17 protein-coding genes are annotated in these 15,474 nt (G+C 36.5%); 8 read left to right on the forward strand and 9 right to left on the reverse strand.

The window, feature by feature from the left end:
- Positions 1 to 45: 45 nt before the first annotated feature.
- On the reverse strand, positions 46 to 717 hold the full coding sequence (locus AQF98_RS13455) for a porin family protein (protein ID WP_055132464.1): 672 nt from the start codon (positions 715 to 717) through the stop codon (positions 46 to 48).
- A 47-nt stretch (positions 718 to 764) separates the two neighbouring features.
- Here AQF98_RS13455 and gldB point away from each other — a divergent pair, with 47 nt between their 5' ends.
- A complete protein-coding gene (gldB, locus tag AQF98_RS13460) occupies positions 765 to 1,799 on the forward strand; it encodes a gliding motility lipoprotein GldB (protein WP_055132465.1) in 1,035 nt (344 codons plus the stop codon).
- Between the two features lie 62 nt (positions 1,800 to 1,861).
- Positions 1,862 to 2,662 carry a patatin-like phospholipase family protein gene (locus AQF98_RS13465; protein ID WP_055132466.1) on the forward strand — a complete coding sequence of 267 codons (801 nt, stop codon included), beginning with the start codon at positions 1,862 to 1,864 and terminating at the stop codon, positions 2,660 to 2,662.
- A gap of 129 nt (positions 2,663 to 2,791) precedes the next feature.
- Here AQF98_RS13465 and AQF98_RS13470 read toward each other — a convergent pair whose 3' ends face one another.
- Together AQF98_RS13470 and gcvT are read right to left on the reverse strand one after the other, a co-directional pair.
- Positions 2,792 to 3,508: a 2-phosphosulfolactate phosphatase gene (locus AQF98_RS13470; RefSeq protein ID WP_055132467.1), complete on the reverse strand. Its 717-nt coding sequence runs from the start codon at positions 3,506 to 3,508 to the stop codon at positions 2,792 to 2,794.
- 115 nt (positions 3,509 to 3,623) lie between these two features.
- Entirely contained in the window at positions 3,624 to 4,703 is a 1,080-nt protein-coding gene (gcvT, locus tag AQF98_RS13475; protein ID WP_055132468.1) for a glycine cleavage system aminomethyltransferase GcvT, read from the reverse strand.
- A 204-nt stretch (positions 4,704 to 4,907) separates the two neighbouring features.
- Here gcvT and AQF98_RS13480 point away from each other — a divergent pair, with 204 nt between their 5' ends.
- The 5 genes from AQF98_RS13480 to AQF98_RS13500 all read left to right on the forward strand — a co-directional run bounded on the left by AQF98_RS13480 (position 4,908) and on the right by AQF98_RS13500 (position 9,440).
- Positions 4,908 to 5,810 carry an aspartyl protease family protein gene (locus AQF98_RS13480; RefSeq protein ID WP_055132469.1) on the forward strand — a complete coding sequence of 301 codons (903 nt, stop codon included), beginning with the start codon at positions 4,908 to 4,910 and terminating at the stop codon, positions 5,808 to 5,810.
- Between the two features lie 416 nt (positions 5,811 to 6,226).
- Positions 6,227 to 6,988 (forward strand): hypothetical protein, encoded by a 762-nt coding sequence (locus AQF98_RS13485; protein ID WP_055132470.1) that lies wholly within the window; start codon positions 6,227 to 6,229, stop codon positions 6,986 to 6,988.
- A 138-nt stretch (positions 6,989 to 7,126) separates the two neighbouring features.
- Complete coding sequence (locus AQF98_RS13490) at positions 7,127 to 8,362, forward strand: PDZ domain-containing protein (protein WP_055132471.1); 1,236 nt, start codon at positions 7,127 to 7,129, stop codon at positions 8,360 to 8,362.
- Between the two features lie 321 nt (positions 8,363 to 8,683).
- On the forward strand, positions 8,684 to 9,130 hold the full coding sequence (locus AQF98_RS13495) for a DoxX family membrane protein (RefSeq protein ID WP_055132472.1): 447 nt from the start codon (positions 8,684 to 8,686) through the stop codon (positions 9,128 to 9,130).
- Between the two features lie 97 nt (positions 9,131 to 9,227).
- Complete coding sequence (locus AQF98_RS13500) at positions 9,228 to 9,440, forward strand: hypothetical protein (RefSeq protein WP_055132473.1); 213 nt, start codon at positions 9,228 to 9,230, stop codon at positions 9,438 to 9,440.
- A gap of 3 nt (positions 9,441 to 9,443) precedes the next feature.
- Here AQF98_RS13500 and AQF98_RS13505 read toward each other — a convergent pair whose 3' ends face one another.
- From AQF98_RS13505 to AQF98_RS13530, 6 genes are read right to left on the reverse strand one after another with little or no spacing between them, the layout of a single operon-like run.
- Complete coding sequence (locus AQF98_RS13505; protein ID WP_055132474.1) at positions 9,444 to 10,646, reverse strand: glycosyltransferase family 4 protein; 1,203 nt, start codon at positions 10,644 to 10,646, stop codon at positions 9,444 to 9,446.
- 16 nt (positions 10,647 to 10,662) lie between these two features.
- On the reverse strand, positions 10,663 to 11,274 hold the full coding sequence (locus AQF98_RS13510) for a ribonuclease HII (RefSeq protein WP_055132475.1): 612 nt from the start codon (positions 11,272 to 11,274) through the stop codon (positions 10,663 to 10,665).
- A gap of 37 nt (positions 11,275 to 11,311) precedes the next feature.
- On the reverse strand, positions 11,312 to 11,956 hold the full coding sequence (locus AQF98_RS13515; protein ID WP_055132476.1) for a response regulator transcription factor: 645 nt from the start codon (positions 11,954 to 11,956) through the stop codon (positions 11,312 to 11,314).
- A 2-nt stretch (positions 11,957 to 11,958) separates the two neighbouring features.
- Positions 11,959 to 12,735: a sensor histidine kinase gene (locus tag AQF98_RS13520; protein WP_055132477.1), complete on the reverse strand. Its 777-nt coding sequence runs from the start codon at positions 12,733 to 12,735 to the stop codon at positions 11,959 to 11,961.
- Positions 12,711 to 13,364 (reverse strand): hypothetical protein, encoded by a 654-nt coding sequence (locus tag AQF98_RS13525; protein ID WP_055132478.1) that lies wholly within the window; start codon positions 13,362 to 13,364, stop codon positions 12,711 to 12,713. Before AQF98_RS13525 ends, AQF98_RS13520 begins: the two co-directional genes overlap by 25 nt.
- A 6-nt stretch (positions 13,365 to 13,370) precedes the next feature.
- The gene (locus tag AQF98_RS13530; RefSeq protein ID WP_055132479.1) at positions 13,371 to 14,048 is read right to left on the reverse strand and encodes a hypothetical protein; all 678 of its coding nucleotides are present in this window, start codon (positions 14,046 to 14,048) and stop codon (positions 13,371 to 13,373) included.
- Between the two features lie 727 nt (positions 14,049 to 14,775).
- On the opposite strand from AQF98_RS13530, the gene AQF98_RS13535 reads away from it, so the two are divergent.
- Positions 14,776 to 15,420 carry a hypothetical protein gene (locus tag AQF98_RS13535; RefSeq protein WP_055132480.1) on the forward strand — a complete coding sequence of 215 codons (645 nt, stop codon included), beginning with the start codon at positions 14,776 to 14,778 and terminating at the stop codon, positions 15,418 to 15,420.
- Positions 15,421 to 15,474 lie beyond the last annotated feature (54 nt).

Raw genomic sequence — 15,474 nt, forward strand, 5'->3', positions numbered from 1 at the left:
AACATTGAACCTATTCCCTATTTCCTATTCCCTACTTCCTACCCCCTAAAAAAACACCCCAACATTTAAGCCTACATAGTGATTTCTAATGCTGTTTTGACCTGTAGATATATTCGTAAATCCATTATTGAACGTTAAGCCCATCATTAAACTGGTTTTGCCATCAATATCAAACTCTGCACCCCCACCTACAATAATTCCGGCTCTGTAAAATCTGGTCCAGTCTTTTGAGTTTACGCCATCAGCTATTTTACTCCCATTAACCTTGGCATCTTGTTTGGCACCAATCCTGAAATCATTAGATAGCCCAAACTGCCCATACCAACGGATGTTGCCGATATGATCTGTTTTAAGTTTAAGGGTTAATGGTAGTTCTATATACTGCATTTTATATTTTAAGTCGTACCCTACAGGAACGGTTCGATCTGCTGTTGCGCTATAAGGCAAGGCATTAATCTCTGTACTTTTTCCGTTAATGGTAGTAATGGTTAGGCCAGTTGAAAAGCTATAGTTTTCGGCAAAATTAAAATCGGCCATTAATCCATAGGCAAAACCTAAATTTACCCCATTGCCCTTTCCGTTCTCTGCCTTGATAAACCCAAAATTTGGATGTGCCGTTAAACCCAACCTAAAACCATAATAAGGTGCACTACTTTGTTGTGCGTAAGTATGGATGGTAAAAAAAAGGAAGAGTATAACGGTTAGTATTTTTTTCATTTGGATATGATTTGGTTTCCTGTTACTAGTATCTATATTTGTTATTCATGAGCTATAACGTAAAACATTTCCAAATCTATCTATTTTTTTTGTGTGTAATTGCAATTTTTTCTTGCAAACAAGATCATAGACCCGATGTAAGCCACATCAAAGTTGACATTAAAATACAAAGATTTGAAAAGGACCTTTACGCTGGGAAAGCAAAAAGCATTCCAGAAGCCGATGCCTTGTTAACCAATAAGTATGGAATGTTTTATAGTGATTTCATCCATCAGATGGTTGGCGATGCCAATTCTACTGGACCACAAGTATTGGAAGGGTTATACGGCGACAAAGCTTATGCTGCCTTAAACAAAGAAGTAGATAGTGTATATCCAAACTTAAGCAATGTAGAAAAAGAACTGACCCAGAACTTTAAATACATTAAATACTATTATCCTAAAACAAAAGTACCCAACTTCGTTTCGTTTCTATCTGGTTTTGCCTATCAGGTAATACAGGCAGATCATTATATGGGCATTGGCCTAGATATGTTTTTGGGTAAGGATAGCCAGTTTTATGGTGCCATTGTAGCTAGTGTACCCGCTTACCAGTCTAGACGTTTTACCCCTGCCTATCTCCCATCAAGAGTTACGGAAGTATTTGCCAGAGAAGAACTGTTTAAAGAACGTGATGAAGACCAGACTTTGTTGGCCAAGATGATCTACAATGGCAAGATCCTTTATTTTTTAGATCAGGTACTTCCAGAAACAACTGCCGATACCATTAAAATAGGTTATACCACCAACCAGCTAAACTGGTGCAAACAATTTGAGGCTAACATTTGGGGATTTTTCTTAGAAAGAGATCTTTTGTACCAAAGCGATATCCAAAAAATACAAACGTTTATTACCGACGGGCCTTTTACCCCTGGCTTGGGCGAGAAAAAATCGTCTGCACCCAAATTGGCCGTTTGGATAGGCTGGCAGATTGTAAAAAAATACATGGCCGAAAACCCTGATGTAACTTTGCAACAGCTCATGGCCGAAAATGATGCCCAAAAGATACTAACCAAATCTAAGTACAAACCGAAGGAAAGTTGACAGTTTTCAATTCACAGTTTTCAGTTGGCAATTCAACCATACCATAATTTAACCATCAAACAATGACTACTCCATCAAATTCAACAGCAAAAAAGAAAATAGGAATTGTATTATCTGGTGGTGGCATTAGAGGGATTGCACATTTGGGCGTTTTAAAAGCCTTTAAAAATGCTGGCGTTGAGTTTAGCCATATTAGTGGCACAAGCGCTGGCTCTATTGCCGGAGCCTTTTATGCTGCAGGTATTGATCCAGAAGAAGCCTTAAAAATCTTTTACAAAACCAAGTTGTTGCGTTTCATTAGGCCAGCATTGGGGTCTTTAGGGTTGATCAACATCGAAAACGTGAAGAATATCTTAAAAGAATATTTCCCACACGACCAATTTGAGGCCCTAAACATTCCTTTAACCATTTGTGCCACTAACTTTAGCGAGGGCGATGTGGCTTATTTTACCAAAGGCCCATTGATCAGATCCATATTGGCTTCGAGTTGTATTCCTGGTATTTTCAAACCCATAATGATCAACGACCATATGTTTGTAGATGGTGGTATTTTAAATAATTTTCCGGTAGAACCCTTACTTAACAACTGCGACTACATTATTGGCTCGTCTTGCAACCACTTGAAACCGGTACATAAAATTACCAAGATTGCCCACCTGATGCAGCGTGCGGGCATCATGTCTATCAACCACGATATGGAGCGGAAGATTAAATTCTGCGACATTCTTATTGAGCCAAAGGGAATGGGAGAGATCAGCACTTTTGATATGAAAAAAGCCGAAACCATTTATTGGTTGGCTTACGAGGAAACCTTAAAATCGATTAAGCAAAGTGAAAGCTTTCAGGAATTGTTAAAGGGTTAATCCAATAGAATACAATTATCTTAAACCAATTTATCGAGTTTAAATCGCATCTTCTATACAAAACCCTTCGACAAGCTCGGGATGACACGATAAGCAACAGGATACATTAGAATAAAAGAGGTTATTCTTCTACTGACTTAGAGCCACCAGACGTTCATTTTCTAATACTGGAATAGCCGTACACAGATCTAGTTTTAAACAAAACTGAACATCTTCTTCAATGTTTAACTGCTCTAACCTGTGGCTATGTGAAGATTTGCGTAGATAAGTTCTTAGATCGTCTTTGGCCAATAGATACATATCTTCGGCAGCTACACAAGAGTCATCAAAATGTTTAAAATCCTTACGCAAGGTATTTACTACAGCACCTGCAAATAAGGTATCTTCTAAGTTAAACTTATCTTTCCAGCCCGCACAAAGCAAAAGCACATCCTTATCCTGTACTTTTAACCAGTTACACAAAGCTGTTAAATTTAAAAAAGAACCCACTACAACTTGGTGTGCCCTTTCTTGTGCCATGTGCATGGCTTTGGTGCCATTGGTGGTGGTGAGTACAATTGTTTTACCCGCTACCTTTTCTTTGGTATAAGAGAAGGGCGAGTTGCCAAAATCATAACCTGCTACCACTTCGCCATTACGTTCTGCTGCCAACAAATAACCTCGATCACTATAGTTTAAGCAATCTTCTACATTAGCTACCGGAATAATAGCCGCTGCTCCATTTTCAATACCATAAGTAATAGACGAGGTTGCCCTTAAAATATCAATTACAACAACAATACTTTGTTCAATATCGTATAAATTTAATAAGGCAGGCGTTAGGCAAACTTCAATGGTTCTTGACATGTAGGGGTTGCAGGTTGTGGGTTATCAGTTACGGGTAATGTGCTATGAGCTACACGTTATAAGTTATAGGTGATGTGTACCTGACCCTTCAACTTATAACATGCAACCTGTAACCCTATTTATAAAATGGAAACTTAACTACTTTAGCTTTAATCTTGTTGTTTCTGATATCGATAAAGAGTTCTGTACCTTCTTTGGCCAGTTCTTTATTTACATAGCCCATGCCAATTGCTTTTTGTAAAGATGGAGATTGGGTACCCGAAGTTACCTTACCCACTACATTACCTTCTGCATCAACAATTGGGTAATCATGACGAGGGATACCACGATCGATCATTTCGAAACCGATCAGTTTGCGCTGCACGCCTACTTCTTTTTGAGCCAATAAAGCTTCTGAGTTGGTAAACGATTTGGTAAACTTGGTAATCCAGCCTAAACCAGCTTCAATTGGCGATGTAGCATCGTCAATATCATTGCCATATAAACAGAAGCCCATTTCTAAACGCAAGGTATCGCGGGCACCTAAACCTATTGGTTTAATCCCATATTCGGCACCTGCACTAAAAATGGCATCCCAAATCTGATCGGCATATTGGTTCTCAAAATAGATTTCAAAACCACCTGCACCGGTATAACCAGTTGCAGAAACAACAACATTCTCTACACCTGCAAAAACACCTTTCTTAAAAGTGTAATATTCCATAGATGCCAGATCTATAGTAGTTAAACTCTGTAAAGCATCTGCCGCTTTTGGACCTTGAATGGCCAATAGCGAAGTTTGGTCTGAGATGTTATGCATCTCTACATTATTGGTATTGAACTGTTGGATCCAGTTCCAATCTTTATCAATATTACTTGCATTAACTACCAACATATAGGTTTTTTCGTCTATGCGATAAACCAACAAATCATCAACAATACCACCGTCTTTATTTGGTAAGCAAGAATATTGCACTTTACCATCGTGTAGTTTGCTGGCATCGTTACTGGTTACTCTTTGAATAAGATCTAAGGCATTTTCGCCCTTTAAAATAAATTCGCCCATATGGCTCACATCAAAAACACCAACCGTATTTCTAACCGTTGCGTGTTCTGCGTTGATCCCTTCGTATTGTACAGGCATATTGTAACCGGCAAATGGCACCATTTTAGCACCTAATGATATATGTTTCTCTGTTAATGCAGTATTCTTCATGATATTTTTTAAATATTTGGTTGGCAAAAATACTAAGAATAGCCCAATGTTTTTGGTTTAAAAGTTTTTTAAACGCAAACAAAGTAAAGATTTTAATACGTATACAAAATTTATAAATATTACAGCAGATCTGCGTTGATGTATGTATCTTTTGCCTATTATTATTTTAATATTAACCATTAACAGCACCAAGCCTAAAACTCCATGCAAAAACTGAGCTCGTACGTCCTTTTTATATTAGTAAGCTTATCGCTAACCGCAAGCGCACAACAAAAAACCTATACCATTCCTTTTCAGTTAACCGATTACAATAACATTGCTATACAGGCTATTTTAAACAAAAAGGATACGGTTAACTTAATGTTCCATACCGCAGCTAGTGCCCTTACCTTAACAGAAGATGCATTAAAGCACATTAAAAGTTTAAAATTTGGCAGAACAGACAGTGTAAAAAGTTGGGGCGGTAGCGATAATACTTCTCGCTATAGCGAAAGCAATACGGTACAAATTGGAGGTTTAAAATGGGAGCATGTTCCGATCTGGGAAAACAAAAACTCTGGACAACAAACGGATGGCAAGTTTGGCCTCGAGCTTTTCGAAAATAAGGTGATCGAAATCGACTTCGATAAAAAAGTGCTGATCGTTTCTAACGGTCTACCTGCTAAGGCTAAGACATACGAAAAACTTAAACTTACATTTGAAAACGAAATGATGTTTGTAGAAGCCAATGCTACCTTAGGCAACAATAGCCTTAAAAACAAATACCTGATCCATTCTGGTTATGCAGGTGCCATTTTATTCGACGATCAATTTGTGGCCGACCATAAAATTGGCGAGCAATTAACCATCACTGCCGAAAAACAGCTTAAAGATTCATTTGGCAATGTATTAAAAACCAAAAAAGCCATTTTACCTGCATTTACAATAGGTAGTCAAAAACTTAGCAATGTATCTGTAGGTTTTTTTGAAGGGGCATTAGGCCGCCAGAAAATGAGCATTATGGGTGGCGATATTTTAAAACGTTTCAACATTATTATCGATGCCAAAAGAACATTCATTTATTTAAAGGCCAATAAGCTTAAGAATTCGGCTTATGCTAATGTGTAGTAGCCACATCCATTGGTTGGTGTAGCCACCACTCTATATGTCAATACAAATACTTGATTAAAAACCTGTTGGTATCTCATAGCCAACAGGTTTTTCTATAATCTATTCTTGCACTACCTTAATTACCAACTCGCCAACTTTTGTGCTTACTGTTACATATTGCAAGCACTCAACCCATATTGTGCTACCATTAGCCCTACCGTACTAAAAACGGAATGAGAAAAAAATGTGCTAACTATCTGCATATAATCGGCTATTCATCTACCCATGAAAAAGGGCGAAAACACCCTATCTTTTTTCTAAAACAATCTATTTCTTTAACATAAATAATCAAAGCGAAATCATATTTAAAAATAGGCCTTTACATAATTTCTACCCGATATAGCATTCTAAAATTCATTAATAAACATACCTCTATGAAAACTAAACTAACACTTCTAGCATTAGCATTATTTTTTTGTTCAACCGTATTTGCTCAAAAAGATCAAGAAAGACAACAGAAATATCCAGAAAAAAATGTTGTTAAAATGGAAAAGGCAATAGCCATTGTCAATAATTTTAAAGCTATAGATTTATCAAAATTTGGCTATAATATGATTGCGAAAGAAAGATTAGATAGTGTACTAAAAGCTGCTGTTGAAACGGCAAGGGCAACAGGTTCTTTTGATTGCAATAGACCAGAAGATACAAAACCATTAGTACTGGGAAAATTAAATCAGTACGATGACCGCATGTTTGATGTAACTAAAACAAAAAATCTGAATTTAAGGCTTTTTGATATTGGTGGCTCTCTTAAAAAAAGAGATAGATTGTTTCAGAATAATTTTTGGATTTTCAAGGACTTCCATTGTCCAAACGCCCGTTCTACCCGAGCGATGATTGGGATGACTTTATATATAACAGTAAAAGACCTTAAAATTGACTTGGACGAGTTTACATTAAAGAACCTTACAATGGCAGCCCAGTTGGGCAAAGCTAAGATCACATACCATATCCAATTTTTTGGACTTAATGGAGTAATTAATTTTAGTGATTTTAATTCGACAGAAATTTTGACACAGGATAATTATACTAAAATTATTGATAACTGGCTCAAATTGAAATCTAGCTTAAACAAGAATACTATTGTAGATCCAGTTATTATCCCAAATATAATTCCCGTTACTCCTGAAATTTGATTTAAAAACATCTCTGGTTTGGTTGATACTAGGCAAAGATTATCTGTCTATAATCTGTTACAAATAATTTCAAAATGAAATAAAGTTGTTTAGATTTATATATGGAAGTGTAGCGACATTTTTTTAGAAACGAATAAAATGAAAAAAATTATTTTACTCACTTTAGTTATTTGCTTATCCTATTTAAACGATTGCAAAAGCCAAACTGGTGGTTTAGGTATTACATTTAAAATTCAAGAATCAAGTAAGTTCCCCATTATAACTGAAGTTATCAAAGGCAGCCCAGCAGAACGATGCAATATTCAAGCAAATGATTTTATAACGAAAATTGATTTTGTTAGCGCTCAAAATTTATCACTCGAAGCAGTTTCAAATAAATTAAGTGGTGCTATTGGAACGACTTGTTATATAACAATATGGAGAAACAATAAAGAATACGCAATTTCTTTTATAAGAGCGGATTTAAATAAATTAGGCAATCCTTCTTCATCTCAATATTATTCTTCAGTAACTTATTTAAACTACAAGCCTAAATTTGGCACTATAACCTTTGATTACCCTTCAACTTGGGAGGTTGGCAAAAATGATAATGTTAAGCAAGCCTATAACGAAAACTATTACTTACAGCCAAAAGGACAAGAATTTGAAGCCAGAAGTGGGCAAGTTGTAATTAGACTTTTCGAACCTGTATCAATTATGGAGGATACTAAATCATTGAGTGCAACTTTCTCTTTAGCACTCTTCAATAAATTTGTAACCCAAATTTCAGATGGTGTCCAACCAAACATAACAACAACATTATATGCTGGGAAGACTTATTACGAGTGCACTCAATACAATTCTGGTTTTGTAACCAAGCTCATAGGAACAAAAAGTGAAAATGGAAATCTATATGTAGTTGCAATGGCAGCGGCTCCTAAAATTAGTACTGAAAATAACGAAATTCTATATAAAGTTGCACAGTCAATACGGGGTGCAGAGCCTAGTCTTTATTTAACATCTCAAGAAGCTGTTATTAGAAATTGGTATAATGCCCTTGGAAAAGGGAATAAAACTGAAATGGAGAAGCTTTCTTGCGAGTCCGCTAATCAAATTAATTCACTTCTTTCAATTGCCCAACAACTATATGGCAGTCCAAATAGTAGTAATTTAATTCTAAGTGAGGCAAAGAAATATGATTTTTCTAATTTAAAGTTTTATACTGTAGGCGGTAACAGCACATTAGTTGTTATTAGAATTTGTGGTAATATTATAGGGCCGAATGGATCAATAAAATCTTTTTACAATTACTCAAATTTTCTTGGAGGTTCCAATTTGTATGTTGTAAAACTAGAGCAGGGTCAATGGAAGCTGTGTCAGGCTGCTGGAAGATAAAACCTTTATTAATATTGTCAACTAAATTATTGAACAAATAATCAAAAACCACTCTTCTTGATGTATCTCCACCACGAACCAAACATCTGTTTGTATACTTATCATTTCTGCTGGTAAACTTCCACTTACTTAAACTATACTTTCTACCCCTATAAATATACTTTTCTATATTTCAATTATAACTCTTGTTATCTACCTTGATTCTTATGGACTGGGACCATAATGTTTGATACAAACCATGATATTAAAATTTCTTAAACCAGTTTAAGTTTTTAACGCTTTTTGTTTAAGACATTTATGCTTCTTATTAATTTCATCGTTATGCAGATTAAAACAGTAAAACTAGCCCAGTTATTTTTTAGGTTGGCCATTGCCTTCTCTTTTCTTTCTGCCGTAGCAGATCGTTTAGGTTTTTGGGGTGCACCGGGCAGCCCATCGGTAAGTTGGGGCAATTGGCAAAATTTTGTAAGTTATGCCAACAAGCTCAATGCTTTTGCATCGCCACAAATAGGCGAATTATTGGCTTTCGCAGCTACTTTTTTAGAGGTGTTATTTGCATTACTCTTGATTATTGGGTACAAATTAAAGTTAACGGCCTTAGCCTCTGCTGCATTATTGTTGGCCTTTGCCCTCAGCATGACATTTAGTATTGGAATTAAAGCCCCATTTGATTACAGTGTATGGACCAGTGCTACCGCCTGTTTGTTATTGTATACCATATCTTCTTATCCTTATAGTTTAGATGCTTATTTAGCCAAAGGGAAATAAGATACTTCGTGAGGAGACGAACCAAATACAAAGGGTTTGAACGAGGGTGTCATCATCAATAAAAATGGTTATACTTACCAAAATATATCAGTAAACCATGGCACCTTTCAATCAGCAAACACCAGAAACAATAGAAATAAAAGGTAAAAATTTAACCTGCCCTATCTGCGCTAACACTTACTTTTGGCAACGTAGTGCACAACTCAATACTGCAGTAGCTACATTTTTTAATGTAGATTGGGCCAATCGTTCGGCCATCTGTTTTGTATGCTCAGATTGCACACACATCTCTTGGTTTTTAGGAGACTAGGTCTTAGCTAGCAGTTAAAAGCTCGTAGATGTCTAACATCCGTTTGGCATTGGCATTAATTTCATGATCACGCTCTACCGTTTTGCGGGCATGATGCCCAATTTCACGCCATTTATTGGGTTGGGTAATGCATTGCAAAATGGCACGGTAAAATTCATCGGGCGTATCTGCAATCATAATGTCTTTTCCATGTTTACAGCTGATCCCTTCTGCAGCCATAGTTGTTGCAATGATACATTTTTGCATGGCCATGCCTTCAATAATCTTTACCCGCATACCACTACCAGAAAGCAAAGGCACAATCATAATGGCTTTAGAGTTCATAAATTCAACGGCATCAAATATCTCTCCCTCCACAATCAGGTTATCAGAATCGTAATCAAAAAATTGTTTCTGCATGTTTTTACCTGCAATGTAAAAACGCAACTCGCTACTTAAAGTCTCAATATCTGGCCAAACCTCATCCAAAAACCATTCTAACCCTTCTTTATTTGGTCGCCAATCCATAGCCCCTAAATGAAACAACGTAGGGAAGCTGGTCTTCTTCTCATCTACATGGTATTTCTCAAAATCTATCGCCACCGGAAAAACATCTAGCCTGGTCTGACAGCCCATTTTTAAAATGTTCTGCCGATCTGGGTTACTAATGGCAAACACCTGATGAAAGCGGTTGATCTGCTCTGTTTCATACACCTTTAACCTTCTGGATAAAAATTCCAGGTACTTTCTTCTTGGCCTAAACTGCTCACCGGCAGCCAAGCGTTCCCATACATCAAATTCTATATTGTGTGCCCTGTAAATTAACTTCGCCTTGCTGTGTTCTTTTACCACATCCAGATAAGGCACAACAAATAGGCCTTCAAATTGGATAATGTCAAATTCTTGTTCTCGTAAAACATTTTCTAACAACTTGGCAGCCTCGTCATCGTAAAAACGAGAAACGTTATAAGATTGGTTAGAGAAAATATTAAAAAAAGCGCCCCAAATGTTTACTTCGGTATCGATATTATAAGAATAGAAATTGATTTGTTCAAAAATAGGATCATAGATATCATCCACATCTACCCAATGTTTAGAGGTATTGATACTGAACAAAGTAACCTCTACCCCCAATTTAAGCAGTCCCTTTATGGTATTGTATACCACAATTGGATATCCACTATTAGGTGGAAATGGAACACGGTTGGTTAGAATGAGGGCTTTCATGCCCTGAAATTACGAATTATCCTTCTTCTTCAAAAGAAAGTCTTAGTTGGGGATCGCTTACGGTAAAAGTTTTACGATGGAATGGCGAAAAGCCATTTGCTATAATTGCGGTGCGGTGCGCTATTGTTGGATAGCCTTTGTTCTTTTTCCAATTGTAATGTGGATGAGCTAGATCTAATTGATCCATCAGCTCATCTCGATGTGTTTTGGCCAATATGGATGCTGCGGCAATGTTGAGGTATTTACCATCGCCTTTTACAATACAGCTATGCGGAATTTGAGGGTAGGCCTTAAACCGATTGCCATCAATTACCAGGTATTGGGGTTGTACCTCCAGCTTTTCGATAGCTCTGTGCATGGCCAAAAAAGAGGCATTTAAGATATTGATCTGATCAATCTCTTCGTGGTCTACAATGCCAACCGCCCAGGCAATGGCTTCTTTTTCAATAATAGGTCTTAATTTTTCGCGTTGCTGATGGGTTAGTTTCTTAGAATCGTTTAAGCCTTCTACATAAAAGTCTTTGGGTAAGATTACGGCAGCGGCATATACAGGTCCAGCTAAACAGCCTCTCCCCGCCTCATCGCAACCTGCTTCTATTAATTCTATCTGATAGCTATTTAACAACATGGTACAAATCTACACTTTCTATCTGTTGAACTACAAATTACTGGTCGAAACCATTTTTCATGGCATAAACAGCTAAGCCCACACGGGTTCTTAAACCCAGTTTTTCGAACAGGTTATCTCTATAGCTCTCTACTGTTCTGGGGCTACAACACATCTTATCGGCAATTTCTTTATAGCTCATTTCTGTAATGGCATATTGCAAAAAGGTCTTCTCACGCTCGGTTAAATGCTCTGGTTGTGGCTTATTAGTGGTTTCATTAATTAAACTGGCAAATACCTTGCTTGCTGCCCACTCGGGATAATAGTGCCCATTTTTAACCAGGTTATTGAGTGCCTTTTCTAATTCTGTAGGGTGTACATTTTTTAATAAATAGCCTTTTGCCCCACATTTGATCATTTTAATTAAGCTCTGCTCGTCATCTTGCATGCTCAAAGCCATAATCAATACATCTGGGTGTGTTTCTTTCAACCATTTGGCCGTTGCAAAACCATCCATTATAGGCATGCTGATGTCTAACAGTACAATATTGGGGATATTGTTTTTATGGTTACATTTTTCTTGCAGCTCTGCTCCGTTCTCACATTCGTAAAGCACTTCAAACTGCTCAAAATTTGCCAAAATACTCCCCAAAGCTTTCGCAATTAAAATATGGTCGTCTACAATTACAATGCTATTTTTCATGTTTATAGTAAAATCTCGATTGTTAAGGTGGTGCCTTTTCCAAGCTCGCTTTGCATGGTATAACTTCCACCAATTAGTTCAATCCTTTTTTTCATGTTCATTAATCCAAAACCTTTGCCTATACTGCTTTCTACATCAAAACCCTTCCCATCATCGCTCAGCATAATTTGCAGTTTCTGATCTAATTTAATAATGTTGGCTGTTATTTTATTGCTGCCTGCATGTTTGATACTGTTCTGCAAAAACTCTTGTGTTATTCTCAATATTACAGTTTTTGCCTCATAAGGCAATGTTAAATCTTTGATCTCCACATTTAGGTCGATCTGGTATTTTTTAAGCTCAGCAACTTTTGCAAACTCTTGTTTTAAAAGGAGTACAATATCATTGGCCTCTATATGGTTATCGGTTAACGATTTAGAAAGGTACCTCAACTCTGTTAACGATTGGTTGATAATCTCGCTAATGCTTTCGATTTTATCGTTAATGTTTGGGGCCTTGTTTTCAAAGGCTAGTTGTTGTGCATATAAGCTGGCTAGGGTAAGTTTCTGCCCTACGTTATCGTGTATCTCACGTCCGATATGCTGCATAGTTTGTGTTTGCACTTCAATTTGAGCAGACAATAGCTCTTGCTGATGCAAAATTTGTTGTTTTTGCAAGTTGGCCAAGTTCTCTTTCTTTTTATGCTTGTACTGAACCACAAAGGCTACAGTTGCCACTATAAATGCCAACAAAAAAACATTAAATACAATAATGATTAATGTGTATTCGGTTTCCCCCATATAAAAGCTGCAGTAAATAATAGGTACATGATATGGTTAGCCACCATAAAAAAAATATAATAATTGTTCCAAAAACTAGGATTTTTAAGAATCAGGCCATAAAACGAAAAGAAGGGCAGCGTACCAATGTAAAAAATCATGATCCCGATATTGATATAGAACATGAAATTTTCTTTAAACAGCAGGATATTTTCAGACTTGATCTGTTTAAAGAGTTCTAAAAACACCAGCAACATTAACAGTACATTACCTACGGTATAACTTAAAGAATACACGATGCTTACCTTTTCGAAAAGCCCAAAATAAGGCAAAAAAGAAAGGATATAAACAATAGTGCATACCCAAAAGAGCTGTTTGTTCTTTAGCGATTTAACAGCATACAGCCAATAAAAAAATAAAAACTGTACCGGAATACCAAAAAAATCGTACCAGTACACTCTAGATGAAGCATGGTTTTGCAAGCCCCATTTGCTAAAGGCCTCAATTAAAAAAATGAGACAGATATAGGCTACAAACCACTTCCAGTAGGTATTTTTTAGTCTGGGCAAATAAATTAAAGACACTATGGCTGCAAATAATTGCAGCCATAGTAATGTTTCGCCTAGTAGTTTTTGAAAATTTTCTATCATCACAAACTAGAATCCTTCTCCTTCATTACTTGCTGGCGGGATCAATTGGCCATGGTTGAGGGCAAGAATTTCAGTAGTATCTGATGCTTGTCTCATCAAACCTTGTATATTATTCAATTTCTTTTTAAAACCACTATAGGTTTTAAGATCTATCGGATTAAAATCTGCATAAATGCCCTTACTGTTTTTAATTGCAGGCAACATAATTAAGGTATGTTTTCTTTCGTAAAGCTGGGTAATTTGATCGCCTAGCAAGCCTTTAAGGTGTTTATAGCCTGTCTGGCTCCATTTCGATTTAAGTGGGTAGGCGGCATAATAAATCCTAATCCCTAGTTTATTTTCTACATTAGGTTGATTTTGTTTTACCCCTCTTTCAATATCATTGATGAATTTTTTCAGGGTATCTAGGTCAAATAAAATAGAACTTGCATCATTTGAAACTGCATTGCCAATAGACTTCAACTGTGTTTGTCTGTAGTTGGCAATCATTTCGCTTACCAGACTAGTACTTAACTTACTAGGGTTTAGTGGTTCGCTGTCTTTTAAATCTGCAAATTTAGAACTGGCTAGCGTTGATTGACCTGCTGCTGTTCCGTTGTTTGATGTAGGTGGGTAAAGATAGGCATACACACCAAAGGCGATTACAAGTAGCCCAATAATTACAATTAGAGACTTCTTTTCCATAATTTTGATTGTTTGTTTGATTAGTTTAGATAAATATACTTCTTCCTTTTTACAAAGAAACCCAAGTTTGCAGAAAAATGCAGCAGGTATAGCCTCATTTCGATATCCGTTAAACAACGGTAAAAACTCTCGCTAATTCTACGGTTTAATTTAGTTCTGCACACCTTGTCCAAACTCAGCATTCTGCGCAATTTTGAGGCAAGCAATTTTGCTATTGGCCCTACATCCTACCGATAAGACCCAATTCTAATTAACAAACAACTCATGATTAAATTTTTAAAAATCCAGTCAAAAAGAATTAAAGATTTTTTTAATGCTTTAAAAGAACAGATCGCATTTTGTAAATCAATTATGCATAAATTATAAGATAAATGCATCAGAATTAGTTCCCTAACACGTGGTGAATAGTAAAAATTTAAATATGTATTAAACAAACCTAAGAAGCTTTCGCATATGATATATGAGTGAGCTTCTTGGCATGGTTGAGTATGTGATCTAAAATATGTGTACAAGCTTGCCATTGTAACAATGGATGAATTTGGATCTCCCCTTACTCATTAGCGCAAGTTATTCCTATCAACTGGATGTTTAACCTATTGAAACTCCACCCAACAATTATTTACTACTGTTGATATAAAAAAATTAAAAAAAGAGGGGTAACATTTTTAAACCTTTATTGATATATAAGCAAACAAGCATATTTAATCATTATTCAAAACTAAAGGTCATGAAAAATATCATAATTACTGTAGCGTTTGCATTAGGTATTTCGTTTACAAGTCTAGCCCAAGCTAACAGAACTGCAACACCAACAAAAGTAGCAGTGAGTGAAACTAGCCAAAGCTTAAGAGTTGAAGGTGCCGAAGGTCATTATTGCGATTACTGCAAAGGAAATTATGCGCAATCGCATTTTCCATGCATTATGAAAGCCATTAAAGGTAAAATCAATGCAAAAACAGGTATGGTTGAGTTTGTTGCTGGTGAGCCAATAGGTGGTATTGTAGTTAAAGGAGGAAAAAATCCTGGTGGGAACCTTAACCTATTAACCAATGCCAATGGAGAAATTGAAATAAATAATGCAGCTCCGGGTAATTATCAGTTGATAATTGCGTTACCTACAAATACAGGTGATGCACAATCTAGGGTAGCTGGCAGTCCGATAGGAGGCATTGTTGTAAAAGGTGGAAAAAATCCTGGTGGTGGCATGATGCAAATGATAACCAATACAAATGGAGAGGTTAATTTAAATATTACGGAGGCAGGAAACTATAAATTTACGCTAACTGCCCCTACAACAGAACAGAAAAACAATCCCTTGTACCAGTCTTCACAGGCTGAACACGTTAACCCACTTTACAAAGGGAACCAATAAAATATTGCTAGTTCGTACCTAGCCAATCGCTTAACTCTAAAGTGGCCCTCGTAT

It is taken from the genome of Pedobacter sp. Hv1 (assembly GCF_001412215.1).
In the GTDB taxonomy this organism is placed as follows: Bacteria; Bacteroidota; Bacteroidia; order Sphingobacteriales; family Sphingobacteriaceae; genus Pedobacter.